The 21,393-nt window shown below is 56.8% G+C and carries 19 protein-coding genes; 13 read left to right on the forward strand and 6 right to left on the reverse strand.

Annotation, left to right across the window (positions count from 1 at the left end; genetic code table 11):
• The first annotated feature begins 187 nt into the window (after positions 1-187).
• Positions 188-316 carry a hypothetical protein gene (locus Q9R35_RS07055; protein WP_003803595.1) on the forward strand — a complete coding sequence of 43 codons (129 nt, stop codon included), beginning with the start codon at positions 188-190 and terminating at the stop codon, positions 314-316.
• A 257-nt stretch (positions 317-573) separates the two neighbouring features.
• Positions 574-1,497 (forward strand): glycosyltransferase family A protein, encoded by a 924-nt coding sequence (locus Q9R35_RS07060; RefSeq protein WP_236779869.1) that lies wholly within the window; start codon positions 574-576, stop codon positions 1,495-1,497.
• Positions 1,498-1,503: 6 nt separating this feature from the next.
• On the opposite strand, the gene Q9R35_RS07065 is transcribed toward Q9R35_RS07060, so the two are convergent.
• Positions 1,504-2,004, reverse strand: a complete 501-nt coding sequence (locus Q9R35_RS07065) for a hypothetical protein (RefSeq protein WP_311219587.1) — start codon at positions 2,002-2,004, stop codon at positions 1,504-1,506.
• A 162-nt stretch (positions 2,005-2,166) separates the two neighbouring features.
• Here Q9R35_RS07065 and ettA point away from each other — a divergent pair, with 162 nt between their 5' ends.
• The 3 genes from ettA to Q9R35_RS07080 all read left to right on the forward strand — a co-directional run bounded on the left by ettA (position 2,167) and on the right by Q9R35_RS07080 (position 4,740).
• Positions 2,167-3,840 (forward strand): energy-dependent translational throttle protein EttA, encoded by a 1,674-nt coding sequence (gene ettA, locus Q9R35_RS07070; protein ID WP_009455087.1) that lies wholly within the window; start codon positions 2,167-2,169, stop codon positions 3,838-3,840.
• A gap of 10 nt (positions 3,841-3,850) precedes the next feature.
• A complete protein-coding gene (locus tag Q9R35_RS07075) occupies positions 3,851-4,387 on the forward strand; it encodes an isochorismatase family protein (RefSeq protein ID WP_311219588.1) in 537 nt (178 codons plus the stop codon).
• 125 nt (positions 4,388-4,512) lie between these two features.
• On the forward strand, positions 4,513-4,740 hold the full coding sequence (locus Q9R35_RS07080; protein WP_042483375.1) for a glycine zipper 2TM domain-containing protein: 228 nt from the start codon (positions 4,513-4,515) through the stop codon (positions 4,738-4,740).
• Positions 4,741-4,855: 115 nt separating this feature from the next.
• Here Q9R35_RS07080 and Q9R35_RS07085 read toward each other — a convergent pair whose 3' ends face one another.
• The 5 genes from Q9R35_RS07085 to Q9R35_RS07105 all read right to left on the reverse strand — a co-directional run bounded on the left by Q9R35_RS07085 (position 4,856) and on the right by Q9R35_RS07105 (position 10,121).
• Positions 4,856-6,004 (reverse strand): aromatic ring-hydroxylating dioxygenase subunit alpha, encoded by a 1,149-nt coding sequence (locus Q9R35_RS07085; protein ID WP_252606051.1) that lies wholly within the window; start codon positions 6,002-6,004, stop codon positions 4,856-4,858.
• Positions 6,005-6,263: 259 nt separating this feature from the next.
• Entirely contained in the window at positions 6,264-6,542 is a 279-nt protein-coding gene (gene minE / locus Q9R35_RS07090; protein ID WP_042483380.1) for a cell division topological specificity factor MinE, read from the reverse strand.
• Between the two features lies 1 nt (position 6,543).
• On the reverse strand, positions 6,544-7,359 hold the full coding sequence (gene minD / locus Q9R35_RS07095; RefSeq protein ID WP_009455077.1) for a septum site-determining protein MinD: 816 nt from the start codon (positions 7,357-7,359) through the stop codon (positions 6,544-6,546).
• 223 nt (positions 7,360-7,582) lie between these two features.
• Entirely contained in the window at positions 7,583-8,353 is a 771-nt protein-coding gene (gene minC, locus Q9R35_RS07100) for a septum site-determining protein MinC (protein WP_042483384.1), read from the reverse strand.
• A 10-nt stretch (positions 8,354-8,363) separates the two neighbouring features.
• Positions 8,364-10,121: a glutamine--tRNA ligase/YqeY domain fusion protein gene (locus tag Q9R35_RS07105; RefSeq protein ID WP_042483388.1), complete on the reverse strand. Its 1,758-nt coding sequence runs from the start codon at positions 10,119-10,121 to the stop codon at positions 8,364-8,366.
• A gap of 161 nt (positions 10,122-10,282) precedes the next feature.
• Between Q9R35_RS07105 and Q9R35_RS07110 the strand changes: the two genes are divergently transcribed.
• The 8 genes from Q9R35_RS07110 (at position 10,283) to yfaE (ending at position 21,382) form a co-directional block, all read left to right on the forward strand.
• A complete protein-coding gene (locus Q9R35_RS07110; protein WP_086069002.1) occupies positions 10,283-11,623 on the forward strand; it encodes a cytochrome ubiquinol oxidase subunit I in 1,341 nt (446 codons plus the stop codon).
• Positions 11,620-12,669 (forward strand): cytochrome d ubiquinol oxidase subunit II, encoded by a 1,050-nt coding sequence (locus tag Q9R35_RS07115; RefSeq protein ID WP_063688557.1) that lies wholly within the window; start codon positions 11,620-11,622, stop codon positions 12,667-12,669. The genes Q9R35_RS07110 and Q9R35_RS07115 overlap by 4 nt, the downstream gene beginning before the upstream one ends.
• Before the next feature lie 8 nt (positions 12,670-12,677).
• Positions 12,678-14,450 (forward strand): ClcB-like voltage-gated chloride channel protein, encoded by a 1,773-nt coding sequence (locus Q9R35_RS07120; protein ID WP_063688553.1) that lies wholly within the window; start codon positions 12,678-12,680, stop codon positions 14,448-14,450.
• Positions 14,451-14,471: 21 nt separating this feature from the next.
• Positions 14,472-15,608: a hypothetical protein gene (locus tag Q9R35_RS07125; protein ID WP_063688550.1), complete on the forward strand. Its 1,137-nt coding sequence runs from the start codon at positions 14,472-14,474 to the stop codon at positions 15,606-15,608.
• 9 nt (positions 15,609-15,617) lie between these two features.
• Complete coding sequence (gene recQ / locus Q9R35_RS07130) at positions 15,618-17,444, forward strand: DNA helicase RecQ (RefSeq protein WP_063688547.1); 1,827 nt, start codon at positions 15,618-15,620, stop codon at positions 17,442-17,444.
• Positions 17,445-17,642: 198 nt separating this feature from the next.
• Positions 17,643-19,922 carry a class 1a ribonucleoside-diphosphate reductase subunit alpha gene (nrdA, locus tag Q9R35_RS07135; RefSeq protein ID WP_042483407.1) on the forward strand — a complete coding sequence of 760 codons (2,280 nt, stop codon included), beginning with the start codon at positions 17,643-17,645 and terminating at the stop codon, positions 19,920-19,922.
• Positions 19,923-19,940: 18 nt separating this feature from the next.
• Positions 19,941-21,077, forward strand: a complete 1,137-nt coding sequence (nrdB, locus tag Q9R35_RS07140) for a class Ia ribonucleoside-diphosphate reductase subunit beta (RefSeq protein WP_063688543.1) — start codon at positions 19,941-19,943, stop codon at positions 21,075-21,077.
• Positions 21,074-21,382 carry a class I ribonucleotide reductase maintenance protein YfaE gene (gene yfaE, locus Q9R35_RS07145; protein ID WP_045930947.1) on the forward strand — a complete coding sequence of 103 codons (309 nt, stop codon included), beginning with the start codon at positions 21,074-21,076 and terminating at the stop codon, positions 21,380-21,382. Before nrdB ends, yfaE begins: the two co-directional genes overlap by 4 nt.
• Positions 21,383-21,393: the final 11 nt, after the last annotated feature.

Raw genomic sequence — 21,393 nt, forward strand, 5'->3', positions numbered from 1 at the left:
CGGCAGCGAAAAGGCCTGTCAAACAGGCCCCATGCGCCAGTGAGAGCGGTGCATGCCAGCAAGGTGTTGCCGGGGATGCACACTCTAGCCTTTGTATCTTAACGCGGATTACGGTAGAATTTCTGGTTAGCTATTGCGCTTTTGTCGGGATCATCCGGCAGGGCTTACATTAAGATCGGAGATCACCATGGCGGAAATCAAACGCACTCGCCGCAACACGCTGGAGCGTCGTTGCCTGGGTAAAGCATTCAAACGTCTGTTTGTGCGCGCACCCAAGGGCGTTTTCAAAATGCTGGAAAAGGTCAAGCGCGTCTAAGTGTCTGGCTTGAGCGGTGTACAAGCAGAAACCTGATTTTTCAGCTTGAAATCACACCCAGCAGCAAAAAAACCACAGGCTTGCCTGTGGTTTTTTTGTGCGCGTTTGGTTTTTCTGCGGGTTCAGAAAAAGTGTTGCAGATAGTGCCTTGTACAGCGAGAAGCTTGCCTTATGATGGTGTCATCTTTATGCAGATGTAAGAGTTGCCCGTAACAATAATCAAAACGGCTGATTGCCTAGTTGGGGGACATTAGCTCATGGAATGGCGCCATTTATTCACTGTCCTGACACCGAGTTATAACCGTGCTCATACCCTGGAGCGCGTCTACCGTTCATTGTGCGAGCAAACCTGCCAGGACTTCGAGTGGGTTGTGGTGGATGACGGCTCCACGGATGGCACGCGGGAACTGGTAGAGGGCTGGCAACAGCAGGCCTCCTTTCCGATTCACTATGCCTGGCAGGAAAATCGTCACAAGAAGGCGGCTTTCAATCATGGCGTGGCCCTGGCCCAGGGCGAATTGGTCGTTGCTTTGGACAGTGATGACACCTTGCTGGTCAATGCGCTCTACGATATGGCGCAGATCTGGGCCGACATCCCCGTATCAGAACGAGCGGGCTATGCCGGCATTACGGGCCTGTGTGTGCGTCCCGATGGCAAGGTCGTCGGGGATATGTTTCCCCAGGATGTCTTTGATGCCAGCTCCTTGGACATGAGCTTTCGCTACCATGTGCGGGGTGAAAAGTTCGGTTGCTTGAGTACCGCCGTGCTGCGCAAGTTTCCCTTTCCCGATCAGATCGAAGGCTTTGTGCCTGAAAGCCTGGTGTGGCGGGCGATTGCCCGAGCGGGCTACAAGAACCGCTTTGTAAATACCGTGTTCCGCGTCTACCACGACAGCCCGGACTCTTTGTCGGTACAAGGCAAGACCAGCCAGCAGCACGCATTGGGCTTGTGGCTGCTGGCACAGGATACAGTGGTGAAGTGTCTGCCCTGGTTTCGTTACGAACCCAAGGCTTTCTTGATGGCTGCCGCGCGTTACACCCGCTTTGGGCTGCATTTACGAGCCAGCGGGCGCAAGCCACCCGCTGGTTACGGTCTGAAGGGGATCGCTTCCTGCATGCTGGTGGGCCTGATGTGGCCAGTAGGGCTTGCTTTGTATCTGCGGGACAAGCAGCGGGCCTGAGTGCGATCAGTGCAGGGTATGACCGTGCACGCCCGGCTCCGGGCTGTCATCATCGTCCTCGTCGTCGTCTTCATCCGTATCGTCTTCGGGGGCGAAGGCATCTTCGCTCAAGGCGAAAGGCAGCAACTCTTCCAGGGTTTCAGTCCAGGCGACTTCCTCACCTTCCTCGTCCACTTTGATAAAGCGCACGGGCTCGGCATCGCTTAACTGGATGGCCCAGAGGTAGCGGCAGGCGTAGACAGCATTGTCCTTGGGGTCCAGACCACCGCGGTTGCCCACGATGCGGGCCTGTTCGCCGCCTACCTGTACAACCGTGAATTCACTTTCGTCCTCGTTCTTGTCCAGGGGCATGGCAAAGATGACCCATTCAAAGCCGGTTTCTTCCGCGCCCACGATCTCGGCCAGTACGGCACGACCCAGGTAGGCGCTTAGTGCATCGGCAGTGCGACCCAGGGTTTCGATCTCTTCGGTGGTAAATACAAGTTCAGGGGCGTCAGGTGTGGGCATGGCGTTTTTGGATTGTCGACAAAAATGAGTATATTACCTGAGACAGGCCTGTACTCAGGCCGGGTGTTTCGTTCTGGTCGGGGCAGAAGCGCACCTTTTGGGCGCCAAACGCCTACAATCCCAGTTTTCCGAACACGACCTGTTTTTCCTTTTTAGGTTTATATGGCTCAATACGTTTATTCGATGAACCGCGTAGGCAAAATTGTGCCGCCCAAGCGGCAGATTCTGCGCAATATCTCCTTGTCTTTTTTTCCAGGTGCCAAGATTGGTGTGCTGGGCCTGAACGGCTCGGGTAAATCCACCTTGCTCAAGATCATGGCCGGGGTAGATACCGAGATCGAGGGCGAAGCCGTCCCCATGGCGGGGATCAAAATCGGTTACCTGCCACAAGAACCTCAACTGAACCCGGAACACAGCGTGCGCGAAGCCGTGCAGGCCGGTTTGGGCCAGGTATTCGAGGCGCGTCAGCGTCTGGAGCAAGTCTACGCCGAATACGCCGAGCCCGATGCGGACTTTGACGCTCTGGCCGCCGAGCAGGCCGAGCTGGAATCCATTATTGCGGCCGCCGCGACCAGCGGGGCGGACGATATCGAAACCCAGATGGAAATTGCGGCCGATGCGCTGCGTCTGCCACCTTGGGATGCCTCCATTGCCAACCTGTCCGGTGGTGAAAAGCGTCGCGTGGCCCTGTGCCAGTTGCTGCTATCCAAGCCCGACATGTTGCTGCTGGATGAGCCAACCAACCACCTGGACGCGGAAAGCGTGGACTGGCTGGAAGTGTTCCTGCGCCAGTTCCCCGGCACCGTTGTGGCGGTAACGCACGATCGTTACTTCCTGGATAACGCCGCCGAGTGGATTCTGGAGCTGGACCGTGGTCACGGTATCCCCTGGAAGGGCAACTACAGTTCCTGGCTGGAGCAAAAGGACGATCGTCTGAAGCAGGAAGAGGCTTCGGAAAGTGCTCGTCAGCGCACCATCAAGAAAGAGCTGGAGTGGGTGCGTCAGAACCCCAAGGGGCGTCAGGCCAAAGCCAAGGCTCGTCTGGCCCGCTTCGAGGAACTGTCCTCGCACGAATACCAGAAGCGCAATGAGACCCAGGAAATCTTTATTCCTGTGGCCGAGCGTCTGGGTAACGAAGTGATTGAATTTGAAAATGTCAGCAAAGGCTATGGCGATCGTCTGTTGATCGATAACCTGAGCTTCAAGGTGCCAGCTGGTGCCATCGTCGGGATTATTGGTCCTAACGGTGCCGGTAAGTCCACCTTGTTCCGCATGCTGGCCGGTAAAGAGCAGCCTGATTCCGGTACCGTCAAACTGGGCCAGACCGTCAAGCTGGCTTATGTGGATCAGTCACGTGATGCGCTGGCCAATGAAAAGACCGTCTTTGACGCGATCGCTGACGGTGCTGACCTGCTGACCGTGGGCCGCTTTGAGATGCCATCACGTGCTTACCTGGGTCGCTTCAACTTCAAGGGTGCGGATCAGAACAAGATCGTGGGCAATCTGTCCGGCGGGGAGCGTGGTCGTCTACACCTGGCCAAGACCCTGATTGCCGGTGGCAACGTCCTGCTGCTGGACGAACCGTCCAACGACCTGGACGTGGAAACCCTGCGTGCCCTGGAAGATGCCTTGCTGGAGTTTGCCGGCTCGGTCATGGTGATCAGCCACGATCGCTGGTTCCTGGACCGTATCGCCACCCATATTCTGGCTTTTGAGGGTGATTCGCAGGTTGTATTCTTCGATGGCAACTATCAGGAATACGAAGCAGACAAGAAAAAACGTCTGGGCGAAGATGCTGCCAAACCTCGTCGTATCCGCTACAAATCCCTGAAATAAGGAAAGTGCCATGCCTGTGCTCAATGCCCACCAGTCTTTCGTCCTGATTGTTGATATGCAAACCGGGCTTTTGCCCGCCATTGCAGACCACCAAGCCTTGGTCGAGCGGGCCGGGAAATTTGCACAGGCGGCTCGCCTTTTAGGGGTGCCGGTTCTGGCAACCGAGCATTGGGCCGAGAAAATCGGCCCGACCGACGCCTCCCTGCTGCCCCATATTGATAAAGTGCTGCATAAAACCCACTTCGATGCCACACGCGAAGCCGATTTTTTGCCCGCTTTGCCGGTAGGACGCACACGAGTCTTGTTACTGGGTACAGAGTCTCACGTGTGTGTGTTACAAACTGGCCTGGGTTTGATGGAGCGTGGTTATGAGCCCGTGCTGGTCGGGGACTGCGTAGGCTCGCGCCATCCCGATTCCCGGCAGGCCGCCTGGGATCGCTGGGCGATGCATGGATTGGAGCGCGTTAGCGCCGAAATGGCCATGTTTGAGTGGCTGGAAACTCCGGCTAACCCTGCATTCAAGCAGGTTCTGGCCCTGATCAAATAAACTGAACAAAAGCTGAATTACATCTGTTGCGTTGCCTAACAATAGGGTCTGGACTAATCGGCTCCAGAGGGTGAAGATAGCCTTTAACGCCGTGTTAAGCACGGATACTTCACGGAGGTTTACGGATGAAAATGACGACTATCACTAAAGTGGGTATGGCCACGGTTCTGGCCGTCGTGATGGCGGGCTGCTCTTCCTGGGATGGAATGAGCAAACGTCAAAAGGGTGCCGTAACTGGCGCTGGTCTGGGTGGTGTGGCTGGTGCAGTCATCACAAATGGTGGCATTCTGGGTACGGTTGGTGGCGCTGCGATTGGTGGCGTAATCGGCGATCAGGTCGGCAAGAACCGCTAAATTCAAATTTTCTGGCTGAGCTGAAACGCTCATCGGAACAAAAGCCTCAAAGCTTGGGACAGGAGTCCCGACTTTGAGGCTTTTTTATGGGCTCTATCAACAACAGACTTGTGCCTTATGGTCGGCGGTCCTCGTCCATCATGGAGCGATACCATTCGTGAAAGTGTTCCATGCCGTCCTCCAGTGGTGACTGGTAGGGCCCCACTTCGCAGACTCCACGCTCCATCAGGGCACGGCGACCCGCATCCATGCGCTCGGCAATCTCGTCGTCCTCCACTGCCGTTTCCATATAGGCGGCGCGCTGCGCTTCGACAAAGTCACGCTCGAAGGCCACGATGTCCTCCGGGTAGTAGAACTCCACCACATTCATGGTTTCCTGCGGCCCCTTGGGGTAGAGCGTGGAGAGCACCAGCACATGAGGATAGATTTCGATCATGTGGGTGGGGAAGTAGGTCACCCAGACGGCACCGAAGTCCGGCGCTTCGCCCTGGCGGTAGGCCAGCAGAGCGTCATGCCATTGGCGATAGGTAGGTGAGCCCGGATTGGCCAGGGCTTGGTGCACACCGACTCGCTGCAGGCTGTACCAGTCGCTGAACTCCCACTCCAGATCGTCACAGGTTACGAACTGACCCAGGCCGGGGTGGAAGGGGGCGACGTGATAGTCCTCCAGATAGACCTCGATAAAGGTCTTCCAGTTGTAGTTGCACTGGTGGATTTCGACGTGATCCAGCACATAGTCCTGAAAGTCGAACTCGGGGCGGCTGAACAAGGCAGCCATATCCCTGGCAGGATTGCGCGGGCCTTCAAACAGCAGGCCATGGCAATCGCGCAAGGGATAGCGCTCCAGGTTCAGACAGGGCTTGTCCTTGAAGCGGGGTGCCGCCAGTAAATCGCCTTGGGCGTTATAGGTCCAGTTGTGCAGGGGGCAGACAATATTGCCTCCAGTGCTGCTCAGGGAGCCGTGGTTGGCCTGCCTGGGCTGGCCGGGCATGCCACCCAGCATCAGGGCCTGACGGTGTCTGCAGACGTTGGAGAGCAGTTCTACGCCGTGTTGGCTGCGTATCAGTGTACGGGCAGCGTTTTCCTGAATCAGGGTGCGCCAGTCGCCGGGTTCGGGAACGAGCTTTTCATTGCCGACATACAAGGCCGATTGCTGAAAAATACGCTCTTGTTCGCGCTCGAACAGAGCGTGGTCAAAGTAGGCGCTAACAGGAAGCTGGGGGTGAGCGGGCACAAGACGTGCCATCTGACCGAGCTCGGTCATGATTCCCTCCGCATGGGTCAATAAGCCAGGCCTTTGGGGGGCATTGGATGGCACCACTTGCCATCTCTGGCGCGAAGAAAAATCGGAACTGGCCGATTACCAAGGCAAAATTGTACCTTATCTATTAGCCGCCTAGCCGCATTGCACCAGCCTTGGCGGGTGTTTTGCGTAATGCTTTTGGTATAGGGAACAGCCAAGAAAATGGCCATCCGAAAGGATGGCCATTTCAAGCAGCAAGGGTTTGCCTGTCAGCGACGCTTTACTTGTTTTCCAGCGCGCTGGCATCAATTTGCGGCATTTCTATTTTGACTTCCAGCACTTCCAGCGAGTCCTGGCGATCAAGGTTCACCTTGATGTCATCGGGATTAATCTTCACGTAGCGCGAGATCACTTCGACCAGCTCTTTTTGCAAGCGGGGCAAGTAGTCCGGGGCAACACCCCCTTGGCCACGTTCGTTAATAAGGATCAGTTGCAGACGGTCCTTGGCAACTGTTGCCGACGTTTTCTTGTGACCGAGCAGGAAGGACAGGAAAGACATATCACTTTCCTCCGAACAGGCGCTTGAACAGACCTGGCTTTTCGTAATCCACAAAACGCAATGGTTTTTCGCCACCCAGGTAACGATCTACGATGTCCTGATAGGCCTGGGACACATCACTTTCCTTGATATGGATAACGGGTACTCCTTGGTTGGATGCCTGCAGCACGGTTTCCGACTCGGGGGTGACCCCAATCAGTTTGATGCGCAAGATATCTTCAACGTCTTGCAGGGACAGCATTTCGCCATCCGACACACGTTTGGGGCTGTAGCGGGTTAGCAGCAAATATTCTTTGATGGGCTCTTTGCCCTGTTCACCACGGCGCGATTTGGCGGCCAGAATGCCCAGGATGCGGTCCGAGTCACGAACCGAAGACACTTCGGGGTTGGTCACAACCAGTGCATCGTCTGCAAAGTAGGAGGCCATCAAGGCGCCGGTTTCGATACCTGCGGGCGAGTCGCACACAATGTATTCAAAGCCCATGCCCTTGAGCTCTTCCAGTACTTTCTCCACGCCTTCGCGGGTCAGGGCGTCTTTGTCACGCGTCTGGGAAGCGGGCAGGATGAACAGATTTTCCAGCTGTTTGTCACGGATCAGGGCCTGGTTCAATGTTGCTTCGCCCTGGATCACATTGACGAAGTCATACACCACGCGTCGCTCGCAACCCATGATCAAGTCCAGGTTGCGCAAGCCGACGTCAAAGTCGATGACCACGGTCTTGTGACCGCGCATCGCAAGACCAGATGCAAAACTGGCACTGGTGGTGGTTTTGCCCACGCCACCCTTGCCGGAGGTCACTACAACTATACGCGCCATGACAATCGGATTCCTTTGTTTTTCAAGTCACATAATCGTAAAGCATAACGGGCCTAATTTTGACATCCGTTCTGCCACTTAGCCTACTGCTTAGAAACAAAACATATCAATTGCTTTGTTCCGTGTCAGCTTACACGGTTGCGCTTGCACTTGCTTGCTCTCATGCGGGCTATAGGTGCAAGCCACTATAAAAAGCGCCGGCAAATGCCGGCGCCTTGTACTGTCAGGAGCTCAGGGGATCAAATCTGAGCGTGTCGTCTTCCAGCGTGACGACAACGGGCTTGTTGCGCAGTTGCGCATCCAGTCGCGTTTCAATAATGCGATACACACCGGCAATGGCGATCAGTTCCGGGTCCAGTTCAGTGGTGAAGATGCGTGCTTTCGCATCGCCACGGGCACCGGCCATGGCCTTGCCGCGTAGTGGGCCGTAGACGTGGATATTGCCATCGGCCACCACTTCCGCACCTTGGCTGACGGCACCGATCACGATCAGGTCCGTGTGGCGCGCGTAGATGCGCTGGCCGGAACGCAGCTGACGGTTGATGATGAGCGCAGCCGGAGCAATGGCGGGCGGTGGCGGGGCGGCCGCCGCGGGGGCTTCTTGCTGGGCCGCTTGCGACAACACAGGCACTTCCTTGTCCGGTGCTGCCTGAGCTTGTGGGCGGGCAGGTGGATTGGACAGTTCGACGTGTGGCAAGCCACTGTCGATGGCGTTATCCGCATGGTCAGGGTGGGCAATGATGCCCACAGGGTGCAGCTTGTGCTCACGCAAAGCGGCAACCAGCGTGGCCCAATCCACTGGCGCGTCAATGGCGCTGGCATCAATGACGACGGGCTCGTCCTCAAAGAAGGAGCCAGCGTCTTTCATGCGTTGAGACAGAGCGGCTAACTGCTCGGCCGTGTCAGCCGAGCGCAGCACCACCCGTACGGCGTACAGTGTGGCGCTTTTGAAATCCAGGGCCTGTGGCCCTTTGGCATGAGTCTGATCGTTCACGTTAATAGCCTTAGACCCAGGTGTCTTTCAGAGTCGTGGTGCGGTTAAGAACGGGTTTTTCCGGGGTGGAGTCCACACGGTCCGCCACAAAGTAGCCCAGGCGTTCAAACTGCCAGCGGGCATCGGGCGTGGCCTTGGTGCCGGGTTCCAGCCAGCCCTGAATCACGCGCAGCGAGTTCGGGTTGATGTGCTCCAGGAAGTCCTGGTCGGCCGCATCGGGCTGAGGATGGGCAAAGAGACGGTCGTACAGACGAATCTCGGCCGCAATGGCGTGCTCAGCGCTGATCCAGGTGATATTGCCCTTGACCTTGACCGAGTCCGCACCGGGCGTGCCGCTCTTGGTGTCGGGCAGGTATTCAGCCAGCACCTGGGTGACATTGCCTTGCTCGTCCTTGACGCAGCCAGTGCAACGCACCACATAGCCGTACTTCAGACGCACGGTATTGCCGGGGAACAGACGGAAGTACTTTTTAGGCGGCTCTTCCTTGAAGTCCTCGCGTTCAATGTACAGGCGACCGGAGAAGGGGAACTCGCGTTGGCCAGCCTCCGGATTGTGCGGATTGCGCGGTGCGTGACACAGCTCGGTTTGGCCTTCCGGGTAATTGGTAATGATCAGTTCGATCGGGTCCAGAATGGCAACGCTGCGGTCGGCCACCGGGTCCAGATCATCGCGCAGGGCTTGTTCCAGCAGGCTGTAGTCCACGTGCTGGGCGGCTTTGGACACACCCAGACGGTCCGTGAACAGACGAATGGCACCGGCGCTGTAGCCACGGCGGCGCAAACCGGCCAGGGTGGGCATGCGCGGATCATCCCAACCGGACACATGGTTTTCCTGAACCAGCTGGCGCAGCTTGCGCTTGCTGGTCACCACATAGGACAGGTTCAGACGCGAGAACTCGTACTGCTTGGGCAGCGGGTCGGATAACTGACCCAGCTCGACCAGGCGCTCCAGAATCCAGTTGTAGAAGGGGCGCTGGTCTTCGAATTCCAGGGTGCACAGGCTGTGGGTGATGCGCTCGAGCGCGTCTTCCACGGGGTGTGCCCAGCTGTACATGGGGTAGATGCACCATTTGTCGCCGGTACGATGGTGTTCGGCATGGCGGATACGGTACATGACCGGGTCGCGCATATTGATATTGGGCGAGCCCATATCAATCTTGGCGCGCAGGGCCATGCTGCCATCGGGGTGCTTGCCGTCGCGCATTTCGCGCAGCAGCTTGATGGATTCCTCGGCAGGGCGGTCGCGCCAGGGCGAGTTCACGCCTTTTTCGGTCAGGGTGCCCCGGTTAGTGCGCATTTCTTCAGCGCTTTGCTCGTCAACATAGGCATGACCCGCATTTACCAGTGCTTCGGCAAACTGGTACATGTAATCAAAGTAGTCGCTGGCAAAGTACAGGTTTTCTTCTTTCTTGAAGGTCCAGTCAAAGCCCAGCCATTTCACCATGTCGATAATGGCGTCCACGTATTCCTGTTCTTCTTTCTCAGGGTTGGTGTCGTCAAAACGCAGGTGGCAGGCGCCCTGGTAGTCGCTGGCCAATCCGAAGTTCAAACAGATGCTTTTGGCGTGCCCAATGTGCAGATAGCCATTGGGTTCGGGGGGGAAGCGCGTACGAATACGCGCGGCATCAACAGCCGCCCCTTCCTGGGTGCTTGCCGGGCCCGGTTGACCGGCCCAGGTCTTTTGTGCGTAACGGCCAGCGCTCAGATCCTGGTCGATGATCGTGCGCAGAAAATTAGATACGGGAGCGGGAGTGGTGTCAGAGGTCATACACGTTTGAAATAAAGAAGCCGACAGACTAATCGGCCATTTTGCCACGTTCTTGTTTTAGAGGGGTATTTGTCCCTTGAACAGCTTGCAAAAACTGGCGTAGTAACTTGAGGTAGTATTGTGGCGTTTGTAAGCCAATTCACCCTACACTAGCGCTCATTATGACGCACTCCGCCCTTTCTCTGTCTCATGCCCAGTTTTTCCTTAGCCTGGGCTTCATGCTGCTGTTTCTGGCTCTGGAGCTGGGGCTGGCCTGGGTATTGCTGTACTTCAAGCTTAGAACCTTTGGCAGCAACGCAACAGCCTGGATGGGGGCCTACCGTTTTTGGGTGCGTCTGTTTGCGCTGGCGTTCATTTTAAGTTTTGCCGCGTCCATGCCGGTGCTGATTCAGTTTGGCAGTGTCTGGCCGGGGCTGATGGAGCAGGTGGGCGATGTCATTGGTCCCATGCTGGCGGCTTCCATGTTGTCGCTGTTCATCTTCAAATCCTGCTTTTTGGGGGTGATGCTGTTTGCCCAGCGCATGCTCTCCAATCTGGTTCATACCCTGGTGGTGTTGATGGTGGCTCTGGGTGTGACGGTGACGGCCTTCTGGCTGGTGGCGATTGTGGCCTGGATGCAGGTGCCTACGGGTGTCGATGTCATTGAGGGCCATTACGTGGTGATGGAGTGGCTGGATGTGCTCAGCACACCGGCTTTGCCCTGGTACGCTGGCCTTTTATTTGCCGGCAGTTTGCTGACGGTCGCTTTTTTCATGCTGGGTGTGACTTGCGCACAGACCATGCAAAAGCCGGTTACCGATCAGGAGCGTCTGGCTTTTCGTAGCGCCTTGTTTCTGGGGGCGGGCGCTTGGCTGGCTCTGGTCTTTGCGGTGGTCGGCAATGGTTTCATGACCGCCGAGCATCAGCCTGCCAAGGCCGCGGCTGCGGCGGCGTATTGGGAAAGCGGCTCGCAGCCTGACCTGATTCTGGTCGCTGCGCCTTCGGCCATGCAGGACAGCGTATTGGGTGTGCTGCGCTGGTCACACGCCGGTGGGCGTTGGTTGGGGCGCAATGATAGTGGCATCCTGATGGGCCTGGATCAGTTTTCCGAGGCCATGCCGCCCGTTACCTTGACCTTCTGGTCCTTCCGTGTGGCGGTGCTGGCCGGGACCTTGATGCTGTTCCTTCTGCTTTGGGTGATGTTGCGTACCCGCCGTTACGGGCTGGACCCGCATTCCCTTTCTTATAGAGAGCGCCAGCTCATGGTGGCGGCATCGGTGCTGGGCTGGATCCTGTTGCTGGGTGGTGCGGCCTATGTCCTGTTGGGCTTTTTGCCGTATCTGGTAGGTAACGATATCAAGGCCGTGCAGGTGCAAAGCACCGAAAGCGTCTTTACCGTAGGCCTGGGTTTGCTGTTTTATGGCCTGGTCTACGTCTTGTGCATGATTGGTTTTTTCCAGAAGTTGCGACATGCCGTTCGTTTTGGTGTGGTACCGATCGCACGTCATCGGGGGCGGGCATGATTGATTCTTTTGCAAACGCGTTGGGCCTGGGGGCCCATGATCCCGCGTTCTGGATGCCGCTGGCGTTTCTGGCCCTGTTCTTGTTGATTATTGTGGCCGGTACGGTTCTGGACGGCTTCGATATTGGTGTGGGCTGCCTGTCCTTGCTGGCACCGGACTCCTTGCGTCCCCGTATGTTGTCATTGCTCAGCCCTTGGCGTGATGCCAACGAGTTCTGGCTGTTTCTGGGCCTGGGCTTGTTTGTCTGCGCCTTCCCCAAGGCTTGGGGGGCGGTAATGGGCGGTCTGTATGAGCCGTTATGTGCCTTGGGTGTTGGCGTCTTTGCCCGTTCCGTCTCCTTCGAGTTCCGGCTGCGTGCCCCGGTAGAGCGTCAGTCCCGCTGGCAGATGGGTTTTGCGCTGGGCTCCTGGCTGACAGCGTTCTCCCATGGTGTGCTGCTGGCACAAGTCGTGGTAGGTTTCCAAAGCGACGCAGGCTATATCTGGTTCTCTGTTTTCATGGGCTTTTGCGCTATTGCCGCCTATTGCTTGCTGGGTGCCAGTTGGCTCATCATGCGCGAAGCCGGGGAGCTGCGTGCCCGTGCGGTCAACTGGGGCCGTCGTTCGGTACGCTGGTTTGCTGCCGGTGCCGTGGGCGTTTCGGTGGTGCTGGCCTTTGTGAATGCTGGCGTGCTGCTTAAATGGAGCGACGGGCCGTACTGGGGCTTGGTTCTGTTCTTGTGGGCCTTGATTCTTAGCTGCTTTGTGTCGATTGAAATGAGCCTGCAGCGCATGATCAACAGCAGCTATCGCACCACCACCTTGCCCTTTTTGCTGACTTTGTTCGTGATGGTTTCCGTCATGGCCGGGCTGGCGTTCAGCTTCTTCCCTTATCTGATTCTGGACGAGATGACGATCTGGGACGCCGCTGCCGGGGTGCCTGCCCTGAGTCTGATCCTGTCAGCGATTGTGATTACCTTGCCCATCGTGCTGATTTTCAACGTGTGGGTGTACTGGCGCATGTTTGGATTGTCCCGCCCACCTTTGCCGCCCAGCTTTAAAGGCTGACCTTTTTTATGATTGCCCATTCTGTACTGTCGATGCGCAAGCGTCTGCAGGGTTTCAAGTGGTTGTCTGATATGCCCGCCATGCTGGCGTGGGCAGTCTTGGCCGGCATTTTGGGTGCCTTGGCTACGCTGGCCTTTCATCAAGGCATGCGTTTTGTGCAGCAAATTGTCACGGGGCAGCATGGCGGCATTGTTGCGGTAACGGAAAGCCTGCCCTGGTATATGCGCCTCTTGTTTCCCACCTTGGGCGGTTTGTGTGCTGGTGTTTTGCTGTGGCTGGCGGGGCGTCTGCCTTCGGGAAGCAATTCAGATTATATGGAAGCCGTGGCCATTGGTGATGGGCGTTTGTCCATTCGTCAGGGCTTGCTGCGATCCTTGTCTTCCTTGATGACGGTGGCCTCCGGCGGCTCGATTGGTCGGGAAGGGGCGATGGTGCACTTGGCCTCCTTGTCCGCCTCGGCGATTGGTCGCTTCACCTTGTTTGGAGAAGCCCGCCTGCGCTTGCTGGTTGCCTGTGGCGCCGCAGCCGGTGTGGCAGCCGCCTATGGTGCCCCCATTGCCGGTGCCGTGTTTGTGGCCGAGATTGTGCTGGGCACCATGACCATGAGCAGTTTTGGCCCCCTGTTGATGGCGGCGGTCAGCGCTCACCTGACCATGCGTGTGATGGGGGGCTATCACGCCCCTTATGAAATGACGAATGTGCAGGCCGTTGCAGGCTGGGACATCTTGCCCTTTCTGGTTCTGGGCGTCCTGATTGGCCTGGCTGCGCCTGCTTTCCTGAAATTGCTGAATCTGTTCCGTACCCTGTTCAAGCGTACCGGCCTGGGTTTGCCCTTGCGTCTGGCTCTGGGCGGCTTGTTGCTGGGGCTTTTGCTGATCACCATGCCGCGCGTGGCGGGTAACGGGTTCAGTGTGGTGTCCTCCATGCTGCATAGCGACTGGGCCTGGTACAGCGTGCTGCTCATCCTGGCGTTCAAGGTCCTGGCTACAGGGCTGACAGTTGGCTCGGGCGCCGTCGGCGGTGTGTTTACGCCTGCCATCTTTGTGGGCGCGGCTTTTGGCACCTTGTTTGGTCAGCTGACTTTGTGGGTTCTGCCGGGCCTGGATTTGCCCTTGTATCTGTTCACTCTGGTGGGCATGGGCGCGTTTCTTGGGGCAGCAACCAGTGCGCCCTTCATGGCCATTCTGATGTTGTTTGAAATGACATTGAGCTATCAGCTGGTACTGCCGCTGATCGTGGCCTGTGTCATGGCTTATTTTGTGTCGCGCGGGGTGGCCGAGGTGGCCATGTACGAAGTTACGCTGGTGCGTGAGCGCGATGCCTTGCTGCGTCACAAGCTGCGTCACACCACCCTGGCAGAACTGGTACGTCCGGCGGACACGGTGGTCAGCACTACCACCCAAATGCGCGATGCCTTGCAGATGTTTCTGGATTACCCCGTGCGCTACCTTTACGTAGTGAACGAGGAGCAGGTTTATCAAGGCGTGATTGCCCAGCCCGACCTGACGCGTATGTTGCTGGACGACAACGCGGCCCAGGAGCGTGTGGTGGGGGACATTTTGCGTATGGATTTCGTCAAGACGCTCTACCCGAACATGAGTCTGGACGAGGCTCAGGAACACTTCGTCAGCTTTGCCGGAGAGCGCCTGCCCGTATTGAATGGTGACGGCTCGGGTCGCCTGATTGGTGTAGTCTATAAGTCTGCTGTGCTGGAAAAATACTCTGCCATCAAACGCTCCCTGGATGCGAGTGGCGAAGTGATGCTGGATGCCCGGCGCTAAACTCTTTTTGTGACATAAACCATGCGTACAAAAGCTTGCCAGCGAGGCTTGGCAGGCGGGCTGATTGTCGGTCTTGCCATGCTGTTCGCGGTTCCATTGGCCACCGCTCAAAACCGTGTCGGACTGGAAAACCTGTCCGCCACGCGTGTGTATGGTGTGGATGAGGCTCAGGCGATTCCTGCTCAGGAGCTTCCCCCGGTAGAGCCGTTTTTTGATGCCTCGCAATGGCATCGCCAGGGCGACCAGGATTTGGTCAACCCAGCCACGTCCATTGACTTTTCTTTTTCTGATTTCAGCCTGAGCGGTTCCAGTACCGCCAGTCTGGCTCGCTCCATCCAATATAGTCAGCAGTCCTCTCCAATTTGGAGTGCCCGCTGGTTGAGCAGTGCGCCCGACCAGGTCTGGCAATTTGGCGAGCGCAACTGGCGCTATGTGAATGAAGACGGGCTGCAGCTGACCTTGGGCAATGACACGGTTACCGCACCGGACTGGGCGCGGCCCGTGGAACTGGGCGGTATCAATATCACTCAGCAGTTCGAGCAGGGCCCGGCCGGACCATGGCGTTATGCCCTGGCCGTTGGCGCGCTGGATATGACGGGCAAGCAGGATAACGGGGATCTGGTGTATGGCTCTTCAGCCGGCAGCTTGATGCTCAGCACTGATGTCACCAGTCGTACCAGTATTGATACTCAGATGGAAAGCGCTCGTGATTTTGGGTTGACAGGTCTGGGTGCAACCTATCGATCGCCGGATTTTGGCGTGTGGCAGGCCAGTGTGGCCAAAGCTTCCCATTCCGTGGGACAGGGTTGGCGTTATCAGGCCGCCTATGGCCTGGATGTGCTGGACGATTTGCATCTGCAATGGCAGGGCGAGCGGTACCAGGACAACTTCCTGGATTTAAGCCGTTATCAGGGCATGAAGGTCGACGCGGCCAGCAGCCGGCAGGTGGTGGGTTTGTCCATGCCCCTGCGCCGCTGGGGCGAAGTAAAGACTCAGTACGAGGTGCAGCAGGTAGTTGCCGGGGGGGAGAACCGCTACCTTGGGGTCACGCAGCAGTTCTGGTACAGTCCCCACCTTAGGGTGGGTTTGCAAGCTCGCCGTCATCTGGAAAGTCGTCAGTCGAACATCGCGCTGCGTTTTTCTATTCCGATTTTTTAAGCAGGCGGCATGGCCCAGTCAGCACTTGAGGTTCTTCAGGAAGTTTTTGGTTATGACAGTTTTCGTGGTTCTCAGCACGAGATTATCGAGACCCTGATCCAAGGCGGTGACGCCCTGGTCTTGATGCCCACCGGCGGCGGCAAGTCGCTGTGTTACCAGATTCCTGCTTTGGTGCGTCCCGGCACCGGCGTGGTCGTGTCCCCCTTGATCGCCCTGATGCAGGATCAGGTGGACGCACTCAATGAATTGGGCGTGAACGCCGCCTATCTGAACTCCACCCAGGATTGGCAGACCGCCCGTGAGGTCGAACGCGAGTTTCTGACGGGGCAACTGGATCTGCTCTATGTGGCGCCCGAGCGCCTGCTGACAGACCGCTGTCTGGATTTGCTGGCTCGTGGTCAGATTTCCCTGTTTGCCATTGACGAAGCCCACTGCGTATCACAATGGGGCCATGACTTCCGTCCGGAGTATCTGGGCCTGGATTTGCTGGCTCAGCGCTGGCCGGGTGTGCCACGGGTTGCCTTGACGGCAACTGCCACTCAGTTGACGCGGGTAGAAATTGCCCAGCGCCTGAAGCTGGAAGAGGCCCGGCATTTTGTCGCCAGTTTTGATCGCCCCAATATTTGCTATCGCATTATCGAAAAGAACGAGGTGCGCAAGCAGCTCTTGAGCTTCATTCAGGAAGAACACTCGGGCGATGCGGGGATTGTGTATTGTCTGTCGCGCTCGCGCGTGGAAGATACGGCCGAGTTTCTGTGCAAGAACGGTATCCATGCCTTGCCCTACCATGCGGGGCTGGATGCGCAGCAACGCGCCATCAACCAGGCCCGCTTTCTTCGAGAAGAAGGGGTGGTCATGGTGGCGACCATTGCGTTTGGCATGGGCGTCAACAAACCGGATGTGCGTTTTGTGGCCCACATCGACCTGCCCAAATCGGTAGAGGGGTATTACCAGGAAACCGGACGGGCAGGGCGCGATGGTGAAGCGGCTACGGCCTGGCTGGCCTATGGCCTGCAAGACGTGGTGCAGTTGTACCGCATGATTAACCAGTCGCAGGGCGATGCGGCACACCGACGCCAGCAAGGCCAGGCGCTGGATGCCATGTTGGGTCTGTGCGAAACCATTTCCTGCCGCCGTCAGCGCTTGCTGGCGTATTTCGATCAGCAGATCGAGCCTTGCGGTAATTGCGATACTTGCCTGGAAGCACCGGAAGCCTGGGACGGTACGGTGGCCGCGCAAAAAATGCTGTCCACTATCTATAGATTGTGGCGCGAGCGTGGTCAGCGTTTCGGGGCCGGGCACCTGATCGACATCTTGCTGGGCAAGCTGACGGATCGTGTCAAAGAGCATGAACACGACAAGCTTACTGTCTTTGGTGTGGGCAAAGAATTGACCGACCAGGCCTGGCGCGGGGTGCTGCGCCAGTTGCTGGCACACAGTCTGGTTACCGTTGACCCGGAAGGGTACGGCACTTTGTTGTTGACCGATGCCAGCCGTGAAGTGCTCAAGGGCGAGCGCACCTTAATGTTGCGGCGCGAAACCGTAACACGCGGACCGGCTGCTCACCGAGTAAAAGGTCAGGCGCCTGCCGGGCCTGCTCTGGAACCCGATCAACAGCGACGGTTCGAGGCTTTGCGTGCCTGGCGTGCCGCGACCGCTCGCGAGCATGGCGTTCCCGCCTACGTCATTTTCCATGATGCCACGTTACGTGAGGTAGCCATCCGCTGCCCCAGCTCAGAGGCAGATCTGGAGCCGATTACAGGCATAGGTGTACGCAAAAGAGAAGCCTACGGCGAGGCTTTGCTGCGCTGCGTTCAAGAGTTCCAGACGCAATAGGAAATTGTTAGCAGAGCAAAGATTGGTTGCATTTTTGTATATTGAATCTGCTCTGCAATTGCGAAACCACTATTCGCTCAATCCGCTATATGTAGTAGAATGACGTCAATATCACACTATATATGGTGTGCATCAAATGACGCTGGCGGCTGCAAAAGCCGCGTCTTCCGTCAATCTTCACCGATTTCCGAGACTGAAATGCAATCAACCGAACAGTTAATGGTCACTAAAAGAGATGGCCGTACAGAACCTATTAACCTCGACAAGATTCACCGAGTGGTTGATTGGGCCGCTGAAGGTCTGAGTAATGTGTCCGTCTCTCAAGTAGAGCTGCGCTCTCACATTCAGTTTTACAACGGCATTCGCACCAGCGACATCCACGAAACCATCATCAAGTCGGCTGCGGATCTGATCTCTGAAGATACGCCTGACTACCAATATCTGGCTGCCCGCCTGGCGATTTTCCACCTGCGCAAAATCGCTTTTGGCCAGTTTGAACCCCCCAGCCTGTTCGATCACGTGACCTTGCAGACCAAGGAAGGCCGCTACGATCCGCATCTGTTGCAAGACTACACGCGCGCCGAATTCGATGAGCTGGACGCTCATCTGGATCACTGGCGTGACATGAACTTCTCCTACGGTGCCGTCAAGCAGCTGGAAGGCAAGTACCTGATTCAGAACCGCGTGACCAAGCGCATCTACGAAAGCCCCCAGTTCCTGTACATGCTGGTGGCCATGTGCCTGTTCGCCCGTTACCCAGCCGACACACGTCTGAGCTTCATCAAGCGCTTTTACGACGCCGTATCGCAATTCAAGATTTCCTTGCCCACGCCCATCATGGCTGGTGTGCGCACACCCACTCGCCAGTTCAGTTCTTGCGTGCTGATCGAGTGTGACGACAGCCTGGACAGCATCAATGCCACGACCAGCGCCATTGTTCGTTACGTGTCGCAGCGTGCCGGTATCGGTATCAATGGTGGCCGCATTCGCGCCGTAGGCAGCGAAATTCGTGGTGGTGAAGCACAACACACAGGCTGCCTGCCGTTCTTCAAGATGTTCCAGGCGGCGGTGAAGTCCTGCTCGCAAGGCGGCGTGCGTGGTGGTGCGGCAACCTTGTTCTACCCCATGTGGCATCTGGAAGTGGAAACACTGCTGGTCCTGAAGAACAACCGTGGTGTGGAAGAAAACCGTATTCGTCACCTGGACTACGGCGTTCAGATCAACCGCCTGCTGTACCAGCGCCTGATCAAGGGCAGCCATATCACGCTGTTCTCGCCACATGACGTGCCCGGTCTGTACGAAGCCTTCTTTGCCGACCAGGACGAGTTCGAGCGTCTGTACGAAATGTACGAGCAGGATCCTGCCATCCGCAAGCGCAGCCTGCCAGCCGTGGAGCTGTTCTCCCTGCTGATGCAAGAGCGTGCCAGCACCGGCCGTATCTACATTCAGAACGTGGACCATTGCAACACGCACAGCCCATTCCAGGCTGACCGCGCTCCTGTGCGCCAGTCCAACCTGTGCATGGAAATCGCTCTGCCCACCAAGCCTTTGAACGATCTGAACGATCCTGAAGGCGAAATCGCACTGTGCACCCTGTCGGCTTTCAACCTGGGTGCTCTGGAGTCCCTGGACGAGCTGGACGGTCTGGCTGAATTGATTGTTCGTGCTCTGGATGCTCTGCTGGATTACCAGGACTACCCGGTCAAGGCCGCGCTGAATGCTACCAACAAGCGTCGTTCCCTGGGTGTTGGCGTCATCAACTACGCTTACTACCTGGCCAAGAATGGCACCCGTTACTCCGATCCCGCTGCCTTGGGTCTGACCCACCGCACGTTTGAAGCCATCCAGTACTACCTGTTGAAGGCTTCGGTGCAATTGTCGCGCGAATACGGTCCTTGCGATGCCTTCGATGAAACGACGTACGCCGCTGGTTTGCTGCCTACCGACACCTACAAGAAAGATGTGGACGGTATCTGCAACGAGCCGCTGCACCTGGATTGGGAAGCCCTGCGTGCTGATATCGTCAAGCACGGTCTGCGCAACTCGACCCTGACCGCCTTGATGCCTTCGGAAACCTCCAGCCAGATTGCCAATGCCACCAATGGTATTGAGCCTCCGCGTGGTCTGGTATCCGTCAAGCAGTCCAAGGACGGCATCTTGCGTCAGGTGGTGCCTGAATTTGAAAAATATAAGGATCAGTACGAGTTGCTGTGGCAAATGCCCGGTAACGACGACTACCTGAAGTTGGTTGGCGTGATGCAGAAGTTCGTTGACCAGTCGATCTCTGCGAACACCAACTATGACCCACAGCGGTTCGAGGGTGGTCGCGTACCGATGAAGCAACTGCTCAAGGACCTGCTGCTGGCCTACAAATACGGTGTGAAGACCTTGTACTACCACAACACCCGCGACGGTGCCGATGATTCGCATGGCGAAGTAGAGGACGACGGTTGCGCAGGCGGCGCGTGCAAGATCTAAGTAAGGGTAAAGAGCATCATGACTACCTATAGTACTTTTTCTAAAACGGATAACGACCAGCTCAAAGAACCCATGTTCTTTGGGCAGCCGGTTAACGTGGCTCGCTATGACCAGCAAAAATATCCGATTTTTGAAAAGTTGATTGAAAAGCAGTTGTCCTTCTTCTGGCGTCCGGAGGAAGTGGACATTACCCAGGACCGGATCGACTATCAGAACCTGCCTGACCACGAAAAGCACATTTTCATCAGCAATCTGAAGTATCAGACCTTGCTAGATTCCATCCAGGGCCGCAGCCCCAACGTGGCCTTCCTGCCTTTGGTATCGATTCCAGAGCTGGAAACCTGGATTGAAACCTGGGCTTTCTCCGAGACGATTCACTCGCGCTCGTACACGCACATCATTCGCAATATTGCCAATGACCCGTCCGTTATTTTTGACGACATCGTGCGCAACGAGAACATTCAGCTGCGTGCGGCCGACATTTCCTCGTACTACGACGATCTGATCAGTGACACCATGCTGTACGCCCAGCTGGGTGCTGGCGAGCACGAGATCAACGGTGAAACCCGTACGCTAAGCATCTACGAGCTGAAGAAGAAGCTGTACCTGTGCATGATGAGCGTCAATATTCTTGAGGCCATCCGCTTTTACGTCAGCTTTGCCTGCTCCTTCGCCTTTGCCGAGCGCAAGCTGATGGAAGGCAATGCCAAGATTATTCGCTTGATTGCGCGCGATGAAGCGCTGCACCTGACTGGCACGCAGCACATCATCAATATCTTGCGTTCCGGTAGTGATGACCCTGAGTTCGCTCAGATCGCCCGCGAACTGGAGCCGGTCTGCTTTGACATGTTCAAGGATGCGGCTGAGCAGGAAAAACAGTGGGCAGACTATCTGTTCCGCGACGGTTCCATGATTGGTCTGAACAAGGACATTCTGGGTCAGTACGTGGAGTACATCACCAATATCCGTATGGGTGCAGTGGGACTGAAGCCTGCGTTTGAGTCTGTCAAACACAACCCCATTCCATGGATCAACACCTGGTTGTCCTCGGACACCGTACAGGTGGCGCCTCAAGAGGTGGAACTGAGCTCTTACCTGGTCGGTCAGATCGATTCGGCCGTGTCGGCTGGCGACTTCGACGGTATCGAGCTATGAGTCTAGTCCGGACAACTGATGATCACTTTCAGTTGCGGGACGGCGAAACCTTGCTGGAAGGTTTGGAACGAACCGGCCATCAGGTTGAGTACCAATGCAGGAGCGGCTATTGCGGCTCCTGCCGTATTCCTCTTGTTTATGGAAAGGTTGCTTATAAAGAGCAGCCCTTAGCGTATGTCGGCCCAGGCGAGGTTCTGCCGTGTTGTTGCACGGTACTCGAACCGATCATGGTCGATTGTCAGCGCATTGCCCGGATTCAGGAGGAAGCAGAGGATCAGTTCGGCTTTACCGGGCTGAATCCCTGATTCCTCTGTCT

The organism is Alcaligenes sp. AB3, from assembly GCF_031844565.1.
In the GTDB taxonomy this organism is placed as follows: Bacteria; Pseudomonadota; Gammaproteobacteria; order Burkholderiales; family Burkholderiaceae_B; genus Alcaligenes; species Alcaligenes faecalis.

Excerpts from the sequence above, each read along its gene's own strand:
- Q9R35_RS07055 (WP_003803595.1), top strand. The coding sequence starts at position 188 with ATGGCGGAAATCAAACGCACTCGCCGCAACACGCTGGAGCGTCGTTGC.
- Q9R35_RS07060 (WP_236779869.1), top strand. The coding sequence starts at position 574 with ATGGAATGGCGCCATTTATTCACTGTCCTGACACCGAGTTATAACCGT.
- Q9R35_RS07065 (WP_311219587.1), bottom strand. The coding sequence starts at position 2,004 with ATGCCCACACCTGACGCCCCTGAACTTGTATTTACCACCGAAGAGATC.
- ettA (WP_009455087.1), top strand. The coding sequence starts at position 2,167 with ATGGCTCAATACGTTTATTCGATGAACCGCGTAGGCAAAATTGTGCCG.
- Q9R35_RS07075 (WP_311219588.1), top strand. The coding sequence starts at position 3,851 with ATGCCTGTGCTCAATGCCCACCAGTCTTTCGTCCTGATTGTTGATATG.
- Q9R35_RS07080 (WP_042483375.1), top strand. The coding sequence starts at position 4,513 with ATGAAAATGACGACTATCACTAAAGTGGGTATGGCCACGGTTCTGGCC.
- Q9R35_RS07085 (WP_252606051.1), bottom strand. The coding sequence starts at position 6,004 with ATGACCGAGCTCGGTCAGATGGCACGTCTTGTGCCCGCTCACCCCCAG.
- minE (WP_042483380.1), bottom strand. The coding sequence starts at position 6,542 with ATGTCTTTCCTGTCCTTCCTGCTCGGTCACAAGAAAACGTCGGCAACA.
- minD (WP_009455077.1), bottom strand. The coding sequence starts at position 7,359 with ATGGCGCGTATAGTTGTAGTGACCTCCGGCAAGGGTGGCGTGGGCAAA.
- Q9R35_RS07105 (WP_042483388.1), bottom strand. The coding sequence starts at position 10,121 with ATGACCTCTGACACCACTCCCGCTCCCGTATCTAATTTTCTGCGCACG.
- Q9R35_RS07110 (WP_086069002.1), top strand. The coding sequence starts at position 10,283 with ATGACGCACTCCGCCCTTTCTCTGTCTCATGCCCAGTTTTTCCTTAGC.
- Q9R35_RS07115 (WP_063688557.1), top strand. The coding sequence starts at position 11,620 with ATGATTGATTCTTTTGCAAACGCGTTGGGCCTGGGGGCCCATGATCCC.
- Q9R35_RS07120 (WP_063688553.1), top strand. The coding sequence starts at position 12,678 with ATGATTGCCCATTCTGTACTGTCGATGCGCAAGCGTCTGCAGGGTTTC.
- Q9R35_RS07125 (WP_063688550.1), top strand. The coding sequence starts at position 14,472 with ATGCGTACAAAAGCTTGCCAGCGAGGCTTGGCAGGCGGGCTGATTGTC.
- recQ (WP_063688547.1), top strand. The coding sequence starts at position 15,618 with ATGGCCCAGTCAGCACTTGAGGTTCTTCAGGAAGTTTTTGGTTATGAC.
- nrdA (WP_042483407.1), top strand. The coding sequence starts at position 17,643 with ATGCAATCAACCGAACAGTTAATGGTCACTAAAAGAGATGGCCGTACA.
- nrdB (WP_063688543.1), top strand. The coding sequence starts at position 19,941 with ATGACTACCTATAGTACTTTTTCTAAAACGGATAACGACCAGCTCAAA.
- yfaE (WP_045930947.1), top strand. The coding sequence starts at position 21,074 with ATGAGTCTAGTCCGGACAACTGATGATCACTTTCAGTTGCGGGACGGC.